The following is a 13,520-nucleotide window of genomic DNA, read 5'->3' on the forward strand; positions in this document are numbered from 1 at the left end:
TATTCTTCAGGAATGGCCGTCAAGCGTTACAAACAGTGGTCTAATAACGGTGTGAAGTTAGATAGTCATTTATTTAATTAAATTTGATTTATACCCTTCCTACTGGAAGCTGCAGGGGTGAAAGAACGTAGCCGCCTACCTGCAACACCAAGTTATTTGGGTATACACAAAAGTAAAAGATCATCAGCATTTGTGTTGGTGGTCTTTTTTTTGTGTTAAATTTTAGATTGGAATTGATTTTTGTTCTTCTGGTTTTTTTGTTATTCGATACGGTGATGAAAATCACAAAATCTTATTTTTTCTATATTTTATTTTTAATAATGTTAGATCTTGTCACGAAATTTCATCAATGTTTATTGTGGTTTTGTCTCTATTATCATTGAAATCTCACGTGTAATGTGATTGAAATCGCTAAATTTTAATTTTTAAAAATAAGGTTTTTTAATATGAATGTTTAATCACAAAATTTGTTTTTTGAATTTTAAATATTAATCTAATTTGTAATATCTGCGCTTGTGATTTTTAATAACAAGAAAAGAGATATTATAAATGAAGCGCTTAATTATTGGTGTTAGTAATTATATGCCAGAAGATTTTAGCTTATTGGCTGAATCTTTAGATGAGAATTTCAATCGCCATCTACAACCTTTAGATCAAGTTGAGTTAACCGATGTTGGTGCCGCTATTATCACATCTACAGATATTAAAGCTGGCCTACATAAAATGATTTCAGAGACAGGTTATGGCATTCCTGTGTTCCTTGTTACAGACGATACTCCAGTTTCTGCAGAAGATTATGTTTGGTTAACTGGTGTTATTGATTTAGAAGGGCAGTCTATTGATTATTATTGCCGTCAAATCAACGAAGCAGTAGCTAAATATGAATGTCGTTTACTCCCTCCTTTTTTCAAGCAATTAACTCAATATGTTGAAATGGGAAACTCTGCATTTGATTGTCCGGGACACCAAGGTGGTCAGTTCTTTAAAAAACATCCGGCAGGCAAGCAATTTTATGATTTCTTTGGTGAAAATCTATTCCGTAGTGATTTGTGTAACGCGGATGTCGATTTAGGTGATTTACTTATCCATGAAGGTTCTGCTCATCAGGCTCAGGCTCATGCAGCAAAAGTATTTAATGCGGATAAAACTTATTTTGTACTTAACGGTACTTCTGCATCAAATAAGGTTGTATGTAATGCGCTCGTTACCGAAGGTGATTTGGTTTTATTTGATCGCAATAATCATAAATCAAACCACCATGGTGCTTTAATTCAAGCTGGTGGAATGCCGATTTATTTGGAAACGGCGCGTAATCCGTGGGGATTCATCGGCGGCATGGATGAACACTGTTTTGATGAAGAATATATTCGGGCACAGATTGCAAAAGTCTCTCCTGAACGTGCTCGTGATGAACGTCCATTCCGTTTAGCTATTATTCAACTTGGCACCTATGATGGTACGATCTATAACGCTCGCTATGTGATGGATAAGATCGGCCACCTTTGTGATTATATCTTGTTTGATTCCGCATGGGTTGGGTATGAGCAGTTTATTCCAATGATGAAAGATTGTTCACCGTTACTCTTGGATCTAAAACCAGAAGATGCTGGTGTGATTGTGACTCAATCTGTTCACAAACAACAAGCAGGTTTTTCTCAAACTTCGCAAATTCATAAAAAAGACAGCCATATTAAAGGGCAAGCTCGTTACTGTAATCACAAACGTTTCAATAATGCGTTTATGATGCATGCATCGACTTCTCCATTTTATGCGTTGTTCTCTGCGCTTGATGTCAACGCAAAAATTCATGATGGTGAAGCGGGTCTCCGCCTATGGCATGATGCAGTGAAGATCGGCATCGAAGCGCGCAAAGAAATTCTAAATAGTTGTGAGCTTATTCGTCCTTTCATTCCAAATGAAATCGATGGCCAACCTTGGGGGAGTTACGATACTCAGGAAATTGCCACAAACAAGAAATTCTTCATGTTTGAACCCAATGCAAGTTGGCATAAATTTGAAGGTTACGGTAAAGACCAATACTTTGTTGATCCATGTAAATTGCTATTAACGACTGCGGGTATTGCAGAAGATGGCAGTTATGCAGACTTTGGTATCCCTGCAACGCTGTTGGCTAATTTCTTACGTGAAAATGGCATTATCCCAGAGAAGTGTGATCTGAATTCGATCTTATTCTTACTAACTCCAGCAGAAGATATGGGTAAGATCCGTCATCTTGTTGCTCAGATTAATCGTTTTGAAAAATTCATTCGAGATGATGTGCCTCTCAGTATCGTGCTCCCACGTGTTTATGAAGCGAATAAAGATCGTTACCGAGGCTATACGATTCGTCAGCTGTGTCAGGAAATGCATGACATGTATAAAGAGCTGAATGTGAAACAGTTGCAAAAATCGATGTTCCGCAGCGAATACCTCCCCAAAATGGTCCATAAACCCGATGTCGCAACACGTAAATATTTCCGTGGAGAATGTGATTACTTGCCTCTTAAAGAAGCGGTGGGTCGTGTGGCTGCAGAAGGTGCCCTTCCTTATCCTCCAGGTATTATCTGTGTGATCACGGGTGAGATCTGGACCCAAAATGTGGTGGATTACTTCCTATCTCTAGAGGAAGGTATTAATCGTTTTCCTGGCTTCGCTCCTGAAATTCAAGGCGTATATCTTGAAGATGTCAACGGTCGTACTACCGCACATTGTTATGTCCTAATAGATTGATCCATTCGTTCGTACCTTGCTTTGGCATTGGTACGAACCACTTATTCATGGAAAATGTTTTATGAGTACTGAAATTAAAAAAATGTCAGTGATACAGCTTACTATTCTGACATTCATCAATATGGCCGGTTCCGGTATCATTATGTTACCAAGTAAACTGGCACAAGTCGGCACCATTTCTATATTGTCTTGGCTGATTACCGCTGCTGGTTCTTTAGCTTTAGCTTATGTTTTTGCAAAATGTGGCCGTTTTAGTAAACGTGACGGTGGTATGAACGGCTATGCCTCTTATGCGTTTGGTAAGTCTGGAGCCTTTATGGCTGGCTGGACTTACGGTTTATCGCTTCTTATTGCTAATATTGCGATCGCGATTACCTGTGTCGGTTATGGCTCTGCATTCTTTGACGTTACCTTATCGCCAGTTGAAACTTGCCTGTATACCATTGCGATTCTTTGGATTTGTACGCTCGCTAACTTCGGCGGTGCAAAAATCACCGGTCAAATTGGTTCATTTACGGTATGGGGCGTTATCCTACCGGTGTGTTCACTGGGTATTGTTGGGTGGTTCTGGTTTAATCCAACCATGTACATCGAAGCTTGGAATCCACACAGCCTTCCATTTGGTGAAGCGGTAAGTGCTTCCATCGCGATGACACTGTGGGCATTTCTTGGCCTTGAGTCAGCATGTGCTAACTCAGAAGCGGTAGAAAATCCAGAGAAGAATGTCCCTATCGCTGTGCTTGGCGGGACACTGATTGCTGCCGTGGTTTATATAATATCAACCAATATCTGTTCAGGTATCGTCGGAAATGCCGAATTAGCGGCGTCGACAGCACCATTTTCAACAGTGTGGTCTGTGATGCTTGGCTCGACAGCTGGTAAAGCGGTTGCTGGTATGGCGGTGCTGGCTTGTGCGGGTTCTCTATTAGGTTGGCAATTCACTATTGCGTCAGTGTTTAAATCATCTTCTGATGCAGGTTTTTTCCCTAAGTTATTCTCCGATATAGATAAACGTGGTACGCCCATTAAAGGTATGATCACGATTACCGTGATTCAATCGGCGCTATCTTTAATGACCATTTCACCAACGTTGAACGAGCAGTTTGAAGCTCTTGTGAATTTGGCTGTGGTCACCAATGTGATTCCTTACATTTTATGTATGGGCGCTATTTTCATTATGCAGCAAGTGGCAAAAGTGCCTACTCGTGAGATGAAAATAACCAATGTTATTGCTTTGATTGGTTCTCTATACAGCTTCTATGCGCTTTATGGTTCTGGCTACGAAGCGATGATGTGGGGGTCGATCGTCACCTTCCTCGGATGGAGTGCTTACGGTTTGATTGCTTCTAAGCATGAACCGTTAATAAACTAAGTTTTTCAATAGAGCTTTCCGTTTTCTTAGTATGGAAAGCTCTTTTATTTCATCTCGATAATAATTTTTTATTTATAGCCATAACGAGGAAATCTATTTTCGATATTGGAGGATGAAAGATGATTAGCCAACCAGTTAAGATCGGTGAGGATACCGTGGTCGTCATTCCAAACGCTATTTTGAGTGTGCTTGGAATAAAGGCTGGAGATACTCTTGAGATTGCACTCAATAACGACAAAATGGAAATTAAGAAAATGGTACTAAAAACTAACACCGAGACTCATTCGAACGAAGAGTACGACATTTGAATGCTTGATTAACATAAAAAAGGGTCTGAAACGGTGCAAGGTATCCTTACTATCCAGTCACACATCTTTTTTGGCCATGCGGGTAACAGCAGTGCGGAACAGTGTTTGGCGGTTCAAGAAACGGTCAACAAGGTGAAGCAAGCCAATGCTGAAGCGTTATACATCTGCTAAGGTGTTATAAAGATGGCGATGAGATAACAACATTGCCATTATTTTTATTACGCCAACATGAAAATAAAGATTTTTATCTGGTTTATCTACAATATTGGCTTAACTGGCTAATATTGTGTGAGATCTTGCGATTAACTGATGTTTATTCCTAAAAGACGCCATTTCCTTTTGTTCTTCCCTTTTGCTTTCTTTTTTTTAATCGCTATAGTCAAAAGAGTTCATTTTTTGGAGGTGATGGTGGTGGTTACTTTCCTGGTTTAAACCGAGAGTGATGGTGCTCTCGGATAAATACTCACGATGAGTCCTTAATTTTGGGGTGGGAGTAGAGGAATCACTATGCTTTATCGTCTTTATCAATCATGGCTTCATGGATTACGTATGTGGTGGCTAACCAATGAGTTCGTTACCTATCAGTCCCCCATGCTTTTATTGCAATTACTCGAGCGACAAGCGAAGTACCATGATACCTTTTGCTGTCATCGTGTTGGTTTGGGCGATACAGTTCATCTCGTGGATTCGCAAAACAGCCGCCCTTTTCAAGTCACTTTAGTTCCGGACCATCGTTGTGATCGTTCAGTGGGATACATTGCAGTAGATTCTTATTTAGGCTCGGCGTTATTTGGCCGAGTAGAACAAGATAAACTCGAGTTGATCATTTTAGGTCAACGGCGAAGTTTTACTATCACTCAAGTGACCCGTAAATCGAACCTGTCAGCACGTGCCGATTTCACGTGTGGCTGTTTACTTTGTCAGTAGATAAGGAGAAACATTACATGAGTAAGAAAGACATGAAAAAGCCGCAATTAAGCTTAAAGGAAAAGCGTAAATTGAAGCAGGAGAAAATGGCGGATAACACAGTAGAAAAAGCCCGTAAACGCCGTAAATAAGCCAATATTTGTTAAGTATAGAGTGCCTGAGCCTAATCGTGTGATTAGGCTTTTTTGTTTGCCCAGCGAAGCTGGCAAAGCCGTCAGGTTGAAAGAAACCTCATTTAAATAAATTTTTTTATGTTTGCTCTTGAAAGTAATTTGCTCGCCCTTATATCAGTGAATGAAGAGGATGCCGTTAGGGCCTCAGCATGAAAATGACATTCGCTCAGAATTAAGAGGTTTGTCATTCAACCATTAACCCTTTGATGAGCTTAGTTCATAGGAATAGGTATCATCACTTAACAAATATTGTTAAGACTATTGCTTAAATGAGGATAGGATTATGAGAACTGTAGACTTCACTCCTTTATACCGTAACGCGATTGGCTTTGACCGTTTATTGAATATGATGGAAGCGAGCACTGCGAAAAATGCTCAAGGAGGATACCCTCCTTATAACATTGAGCAACAAGAAGAGAATAAATATCGCATTACCATGGCGGTCGCTGGTTTTGCTGAACAAGAGTTGGACATTACTCAGCAAGAAAATACCTTAATTGTCCGTGGTGAGCGTGCTGAAGAAGAGAATAAAAACTATATTTATCAAGGTATTGCAGAGCGTAACTTTGAACGTAAATTCCAATTAGCGGATTACGTTAAAGTGATCGGGGCGGTATTAGAAAATGGTTTGTTGCACGTTGACTTAGAAAGAGAAATTCCTCAAGCCATGCAGCCTCGTAAAATTGCGATTAACGGAAATAACTTAATTGAAAATAATTAAGTGATTGGTTTCATTAGCCAATAAAGAATGAAAAGAGCGCCAGATAGGCGCTCTTTTATGTTATCCATGTTGATAAGCGCGCTCAATTTCTTCGGCGATGATCGTAATCCCTTTTTGCATTGCTTGATCCTCTTGTACATAGTTCATACGTAGGCATTGATGGGCATGTTGCCACTCTTGTTGCTGACCGATAAAGAAATATTCGCCCGGGACAATCAATACCCCACGAGCTTTCAAGCGTTGATAGAGTTCCATTGTGGTAATCGGTAGTTGATCAAACCATAACCACAAAAAGATAGCGCCTTCTGGTTTATGAATACGAAAACGAGGGTCGGTAATAGCCTGCTGCAGCAGTTCAACTGCTCTTTGGGATTTTTGCTGGTAGAAAGGCTTAATAACCTCGCGGCTTAGACGCAGTAAATCCCCGTGTTCAATCATATGATGTGCTATTGCTGGGCCAAGGCTTCCCGGTGCTAAACTAATAATACCGTTCATATTGGTCAGTGCTTGAGTAATGGCTTCACTGGCAATAATGATCCCACAACGTACGCCCGGTAGGCCGAGTTTCGATAAGCTCATGCATAAAATCGTGTTTTCATTCCAAAATGGTTCAACATCGGTAAAGATGATGTTGGGGAAGGGGAGGCCATAAGCATTATCAATGATCAGTGGAATTCCATTTTCTTGTGCCAGTTGATCCAATTGACGAATTTCATCATCGGTCAGGACATTTCCGGTGGGGTTGGTTGGGCGAGAGGCGCAGATTGCTGCAATCGAATCATCGACTTTGAGCTGTGAAAAATCGATATGGTATTTGAACATACCCTCTGACAATATTTTTATTTCTGGCTGATAAGAGATAAAAATGTCTTCATCGATTCCCGCATCGCCATAACCGATGTATTCGGGAGCCAGTGGGAGCAGAATTTTCTTATGGGTACCATCCGGTTGTTGGCCAGCAAATAAGTTAAAAAGATAGAAAAAACCACTTTGGCTGCCGTTAGTCAGGCTGATGTTTTTTTCACTAATTGCCCATCCGTAGGTTTCTTTGAATAGTTTTGCTAGTGCTCGGATAAATTTATCTTTTCCTTGAGGGCCATCGTAATTGGTTAGAGCGGCGAGCAATTCCCCATTGGTTAGCATGGTGGCACTGGTTTGATGAAAATAATCAAGCATGGCTGGAATCGCAGCTGGGTTACCGCCGCCGAGCATGATGGCTCCGGGAGTGCGTAGACCATCATTTAAATCATCCATTAATTGGGTAATGCCTGAGTATTGATTAAACTTTTCACCAAATTGAGAGAATTCCATGTGCTGTGATACCTGATTGTGATTGCTTATGATTATTTTTCTATCATTGACGCGCATTGCTACGTGAATGGATGATATTGACCATACCGCAATGTAAGAATAAGGCAAAGAGTGAAATGCAAGGAATGGATAAAACGGGAATAAAAACAGGGTGGATGCATGCATTCTAAATAAAAAAGGGAAGCATTTCGCTTCCCTTACGGCTGTTACGATGCAACGAAGTTATTCACCCGTATACACAATCAAAACTTTGTCATCTTGGTATCGACGTTCAAAGGCATAATATCCTTCCTGTTGGTGAGTAATATGTTTACCTTGGGCAACGGCTGGGTGGCGTTGGCGAAATTCGCCCAATTTTTGCCAATGATTAAGTAGGGTTTGGCGTTCTCCTTTTATGGCCGCCCAAGGCATATCAGAGCGAGTACCTTGATGAGAATCAGACCCTGTTGGCCCAAAATCACGAGCAATTTCATCACCGTAATAGATTTGTACGGCTCCTGGGGCGAGCATTAATGCGTTGGCAGCTCGTTTTTGATCGTCAATACTGCGGCTACGAGAGGCCCAGAATAGCGCGGTATCATGAGAAGAGAGGTAGCTCAGTACGTTGAATTCAGGATCCTGGTTGATACTCTCTGCATAGCGTTTATAGTCTCGCTCAAGGTGAGCAAAGCATTTGAGGGCTTTCGGTGCGACATCAGATTGGAATTCAAAATTAATGATGGAGTCGAAACCATTATCAAAGTAAGGCGTTTTTACGACCCCATGAGCCCATACTTCTCCGGTCATCCAAAAAGGGAGGTCATCTAAGGCTTTATCAGGATGGTTCTGTTTCCATTCAGCCAACGCTTGACTCGCACTTGTTTTGAGCTGATCCCAGGCTTCCATTTCCACGTGTTTTGCGGTGTCGACTCTAAAGCCATCAATACCATATTCTCTGACCCAATCAGAGAGCCATGTGATTAAATGTTCACGAGGCGTCTTTAATTCATCTTGTGCACCAGTGTCTTTATTATGGAAAAAGTTGGGTAGCCCTGTTTTGTGGGTTGATTCGGTTTTGAGATCGGGCAGGTAGTTTAATGACATGGTGATATCGTTATACCCAGGCGTATCATAGTTGCCGATATCGGTACGAATCCAATCTTTGCCCCACCATTTTTCCCAAGCTTGGCTATCTCGGTAGTTGATGTAGTCATTAAAACTGTGCCAGCTTTGCCCGGATTTAGGTTGCCAATCGGTCCATTTTTCACCCAAGATTTGCTTTGCTTCCTGATCATCGAGATAGAGTTTACCAAATCCAAATTCTTGCATGTCCGCGAGTGTGGCATAGCCAGTATGATTCATCACTACATCCCAAATGACGCGGATGCCTTTTTGGTGTGCAGTATCAATAAAGGTGCGTAGTTCTTCTTTTGTTCCCATGTTCGCATCAAGCTTGGTCCAGTCTTGATGGTAATAACCGTGATAACCGTAATGTTTAAAGTCCCCTTTATCACCACCACCAACCCAACCGTGGATCTGCTCTAATGGTGAAGTAATCCAAATCGCGTTAACACCGAGTGATTCAATATAATCGAGTTTCTGTGTTAAACCGGCTAAATCACCGCCGTGGAAGGTCGCTATCTCTTGCTGATTATCTTTACTACGCCCATAGCTGTGGTCATTTTCTGGATTGCCGTTATAAAAACGGTCTGTCATGACAAAGTAGACAATCGCATTATCCCAACTAAAAGCGGTTGATGGAGTGGCTTCTACCTCTTCAAGCAATAATAGGCCTTGGCTGTCTTTACCTGGTTGCAGCGTGATATGGCCATCTGTGACGGTGGTGGTTTGCCCAGTAAGTGCATCTCGCACTAAGCTACCATTGGCGAAAGTTTGACTCACATTGATCGTTTTTGGCGTGTCACTTGCCACTGGGCAGGTTGACATAAAGTTGGATGTTGCACTGGTTTGTGGCTTGATTTTAACCGTCAGTTGATCAGTTTTAGGATTCAACTCAAATTGATAAGTGTTTGCTTTAAAAATTCGAATCGGAATAGCCGACTCTTGTGCACAGTTATCTACTTTCAGTGGTTGATTAAATTTAATCCGTTCCTCGTCACTTAGCGCAAAATGGGCTCCACAGCTTTGAGCAGCATTTGAAATCGAAAGCGTATAGCTTCCTTTCTCTATCTTCTGTTCAGCAATCAATAACCCCTCTGAGTTCGCTTTGAAAACTGTTTGTTGGTTATTAATGGTTAGTAGCAGTGCCTCTTCAGGAAGTTGACTGCAGGCGCTTATTATCCCGATGGATAATGCAAGTATGGTTTTTTTCATAGTGTCCTTTCCCCCGAATGAAATAGCCTCTTTATAGCAAAACTCCCCCTATACAATCCGAGCGGTTGACCACTTAGTGAGGGATTATTATTACTACAAAAAGTAATCGTGTTCACAAAAATAGCAAGAGTACGAAGGGGATACATTTTTGTTGAAAAACTGCTCATAGAAGAAATATGAGCTTATTTGTATATTTTGTTATTAGAAGTGACTCCGGTAACTTTTTAAAACGTTCATCATCTTCTACCTAAATCCCGATAAAGGAAAAGCTAACTTTACCGATAACGTGCTTCTTTTCCGAAGTGGTAAAGCGGTACAATGGGTAAAAAATTAGAGGAGGGCTCATGGGACAGTTATCTATTTTAGGGTTGATCGCAATCGGGGGAGCAATCGGTGCCTGTTCTCGTTATGTGGTATCTGAATGGTGTGTGACCTTATTCGGACGATCTTTTCCTTACGGAACATTGACAGTGAATGTGGTGGGATCTTTAATTATGGGGTTACTGATCGCTGCGATTGAGAATGAGTGGCTTGCTCCTTACCCTTGGCGACAAATCATCGGTTTGGGTTTTCTCGGTGCATTAACAACATTTTCGACTTTTTCGATGGATAACGTATTGATGATGCAACAAGGTGCCTTCTTTAAAATGGGGTTTAATGTGTTACTCAATGTCATGTTAAGCATTTCTGCTGCTTGGTGTGGCTATCATTGGTTACTCCGTAGCTGATTAAAAATTATCCTTTTTCTCTTGGTTAACGTTTCGCTCTTCTCTATAATGGCACAACTTGTCGGAGTGCCATAAGGCTGAGACCGTTAATTCGGGATCCGTTGAACCTGATCAGGCTAGAACCTGCGAAGGGAACAAGAGAAGACAATCTGGATGTCTATCTATCCTTCTATTCATCCATCTCTTATTTGTCATCCCCTCTTGTCGCATCTTTCCGCCAAGCATTTATCCCTAATTGTTAACCAAGGAAAATGCTATGTCGATTCGTAAACAAGCGAGACTGGAAGCTAAACAGTTTATTGAAACCCTCTCGGTACAACCGTATCCCAATTCGAAAAAAGTGTATGTCACCGGTTCTCGGCAGGATATTCGGGTTCCCATGCGTGAGATTTCACTGGCCGATAGCCTGATTGGTGGCACAAAACAAGCGCCAATTTTTTCCAGCAATGCCCCGATTCCTGTCTATGATACTTCTGGTTTGTATACCGATCCCGATTATGTAATTGATTTACAAAAAGGTTTACCAAAACTGCGCGAAGCTTGGATTGAAGAACGGCAAGATACGGAAATCTTGCCTGAAATGAGTTCACACTTTGCTCGTGAACGTTTAGCCGATGAAACCCTTGATGAACTGCGTTATGGGAATTTACCCAAAATTCGCCGTGCGAAAACAGGGCAACGAGTGACTCAGCTTCACTATGCGCGGCAAGGAATCATTACGCCAGAGATGGAGTTTGTCGCTTTACGTGAGAATATGGGGCGTCGTCACTATCAGGATGAGCAATTGAATCGTCAGCATTCTGGACAAAACTTTGGTGCCTATTTACCCAAAGAGATAACCCCTGAGTTTGTTCGTCAGGAAGTGGCAGATGGTCGAGCCATCATGCCATGTAATATTAACCATCCTGAATCGGAGCCGATGATTATTGGGCGCAATTTTTTGGTGAAAGTGAATGCCAACATTGGTAACTCTTCCGTTAGTTCTTCGATTGAAGAAGAGGTAGAAAAGCTGGTGTGGTCGACTCGCTGGGGAGGCGATACGGTGATGGATCTTTCCACTGGGCGAAATATTCATGAAACTCGGGAGTGGATTTTACGTAATAGTCCCGTTCCAATTGGGACGGTGCCTATGTATCAAGCCTTAGAAAAAGTCAATGGGGTGGCAGAAAATCTGACGTGGCAAGTGATGCGCGATACCTTGCTTGAGCAAGCCGAGCAAGGGGTCGATTACTTTACCATTCATGCTGGGGTGTTATTACGCTATGTTCCCATGACCGCCAAACGGGTAACGGGAATTGTTTCTCGTGGTGGTTCTATCATCGCTAAATGGTGCTTGGCACACCATCAAGAAAACTTCCTCTATACCCATTTTCGAGAAATCTGTGAAATCTGTGCGCAATACGATGTCGCGTTATCGCTAGGAGATGGCCTGCGTCCCGGCTCAATTGCTGATGCCAATGATGAAGCACAATTTGCCGAGTTACATACCTTGGGTGAACTGACAAAAATTGCTTGGGAATATGATGTTCAGGTGATGATCGAAGGGCCGGGACATGTGCCAATGCATATGATTAAGGCCAATATGGATGAGCAGCTAGCGCATTGCCATCAAGCGCCATTTTATACCCTTGGTCCTTTAACCACCGATATTGCACCGGGCTATGACCACATTACTTCTGGTATTGGGGCGGCGATGATCGGTTGGTTTGGGTGTGCCATGCTCTGTTATGTTACTCCAAAAGAACACTTAGGCTTACCCAATAAAGAAGATGTTAAAACCGGTTTAATTACCTACAAACTTGCCGCCCATGCCGCTGATTTAGCGAAAGGTCATCCCGGTGCGCAGCTCCGTGATAATGCGTTATCGAAAGCTCGCTTTGAGTTCCGTTGGCAAGATCAGTTTAACTTATCACTAGACCCAGTGACAGCCAAAGCCTTCCATGATGAAACCTTACCGCAAGAATCGGGCAAAGTGGCTCACTTTTGTTCCATGTGTGGCCCTAAGTTCTGTTCAATGAAAATCTCTCAAGAGGTACGGGAATACGCCAATCATCCGCAGCAGGTTGCAGCGGATCAAGCCATTTCCGTCACCCTGTTGGATGATCCATTACAAGGCATGGCGCAGAAATCACAGGAATTTCGTGCGGCTGGATCGGAGTTATACCATCCTGCTATCAGTACAGAGGAGTAAGCTTGTGAAGTTACTGATCCCCTCACATTGTATTGCGCTGACGGGAGAGGTGCAGCAAGTTTTACGGCTTGCTCAGCAACAAGGATTTGCGATTGAATCAGTGGTGCTGGGTGTAAGCTCAACGCCATCGTTGCAGCTTGTTACTGATACCACTTCCTCTTTCTCTTGCGATCTCTTTGCTCATATTGATCAACCCCAAGGTACGAATGAGCGTGTGATACGTTATTTTTCATCCACTTCAAATCTAGAGGTGGACGAGAATAGCATTATTATTGGTGGGCATATTCAAGGCCAAGTCGCCGATTTTTGGCAACAGCAAGGGGTTCACTATCGGCTCACCTCTGTTTCGGTTTTGGAGCCGCCACAAGCATGGCGACACTTTGCTTGGCTAATGGCGGCATTGAGTTTGGATTTCCCTCTGCATGATGCTTTGACACTTGCGCGAGCTGCATTAAAGGTTTCACGTGAAACATGGCCGACCGAGTATCAAGATTTTCCGGTTCCTTATTTATTTTCTGCCAACGCCTTTCGAACACTCGCATTTCCACCATTACAGAAGGAGAGCTTAGGGCTATACCCTGTGGTGGATGATGTTGGTTGGGTTAATCGGTTGCTGCAACTTGGGGTTAAAACCGTTCAGTTGAGAATTAAGCATCCGCAGCCACTGGACTTAGAACCGCAAATCATCCAAGCCATTGCATTAGGGCGGCAGTATCAGGCGCAAGTGTTTATTAATGACTATTGGC

General features: G+C 42.3%; 10 protein-coding genes, 2 pseudogenes and 1 riboswitch. Of the genes and pseudogenes, 10 read left to right on the plus strand and 2 right to left on the minus strand.

Going from position 1 to position 13,520, the window contains the following annotated elements; genetic code table 11:
• The 7 genes and pseudogenes from B7C60_RS17630 to B7C60_RS02685 all read left to right on the plus strand — a co-directional run.
• A pseudogene (locus B7C60_RS17630) lies at positions 1–81 on the plus strand (XRE family transcriptional regulator); the annotation flags it as partial.
• A 468-nt stretch (positions 82–549) separates the two neighbouring features.
• Complete coding sequence (gene speF, locus B7C60_RS02655; RefSeq protein ID WP_099610311.1) at positions 550–2,730, plus strand: ornithine decarboxylase SpeF; 2,181 nt, start codon at positions 550–552, stop codon at positions 2,728–2,730.
• Positions 2,731–2,791: 61 nt separating this feature from the next.
• Entirely contained in the window at positions 2,792–4,102 is a 1,311-nt protein-coding gene (potE, locus tag B7C60_RS02660) for a putrescine-ornithine antiporter (RefSeq protein WP_099610312.1), read from the plus strand.
• Positions 4,103–4,221: 119 nt separating this feature from the next.
• On the plus strand, positions 4,222–4,410 hold the full coding sequence (locus B7C60_RS02665) for an AbrB/MazE/SpoVT family DNA-binding domain-containing protein (protein ID WP_099610313.1): 189 nt from the start codon (positions 4,222–4,224) through the stop codon (positions 4,408–4,410).
• Between the two features lie 33 nt (positions 4,411–4,443).
• Positions 4,444–4,578 (plus strand): annotated as a pseudogene (locus B7C60_RS02670) (pyridoxal kinase); the annotation flags it as partial.
• Positions 4,579–4,917: 339 nt separating this feature from the next.
• A complete protein-coding gene (locus tag B7C60_RS02675) occupies positions 4,918–5,337 on the plus strand; it encodes a GreA/GreB family elongation factor (RefSeq protein ID WP_099610314.1) in 420 nt (139 codons plus the stop codon).
• Positions 5,338–5,793: 456 nt separating this feature from the next.
• On the plus strand, positions 5,794–6,231 hold the full coding sequence (locus B7C60_RS02685; protein ID WP_099610316.1) for an Hsp20 family protein: 438 nt from the start codon (positions 5,794–5,796) through the stop codon (positions 6,229–6,231).
• A gap of 60 nt (positions 6,232–6,291) precedes the next feature.
• On the opposite strand, the gene B7C60_RS02690 is transcribed toward B7C60_RS02685, so the two are convergent.
• Entirely contained in the window at positions 6,292–7,542 is a 1,251-nt protein-coding gene (locus B7C60_RS02690; RefSeq protein ID WP_099610317.1) for a valine--pyruvate transaminase, read from the minus strand.
• Positions 7,543–7,764: 222 nt separating this feature from the next.
• Positions 7,765–9,855, minus strand: a complete 2,091-nt coding sequence (locus tag B7C60_RS02695) for an alpha-amylase (protein ID WP_099610318.1) — start codon at positions 9,853–9,855, stop codon at positions 7,765–7,767.
• Between the two features lie 344 nt (positions 9,856–10,199).
• Here B7C60_RS02695 and crcB point away from each other — a divergent pair, with 344 nt between their 5' ends.
• The 3 genes from crcB to B7C60_RS17635 form a co-directional block, all read left to right on the plus strand.
• Complete coding sequence (gene crcB / locus B7C60_RS02700) at positions 10,200–10,583, plus strand: fluoride efflux transporter CrcB (RefSeq protein ID WP_099610319.1); 384 nt, start codon at positions 10,200–10,202, stop codon at positions 10,581–10,583.
• A 52-nt stretch (positions 10,584–10,635) separates the two neighbouring features.
• Positions 10,636–10,734: riboswitch (TPP riboswitch) on the plus strand.
• Between the two features lie 105 nt (positions 10,735–10,839).
• Positions 10,840–12,774 carry a phosphomethylpyrimidine synthase ThiC gene (gene thiC, locus B7C60_RS02705; RefSeq protein WP_099610320.1) on the plus strand — a complete coding sequence of 645 codons (1,935 nt, stop codon included), beginning with the start codon at positions 10,840–10,842 and terminating at the stop codon, positions 12,772–12,774.
• A gap of 4 nt (positions 12,775–12,778) precedes the next feature.
• Positions 12,779–13,520 (plus strand): thiamine phosphate synthase (locus tag B7C60_RS17635; protein WP_245868450.1); only part of this gene is annotated, 742 nt, incomplete at its 3' end.

It is taken from the genome of Vibrio fujianensis, from assembly GCF_002749895.1.
GTDB lineage: Bacteria > Pseudomonadota > Gammaproteobacteria > Enterobacterales > Vibrionaceae > Vibrio > Vibrio fujianensis.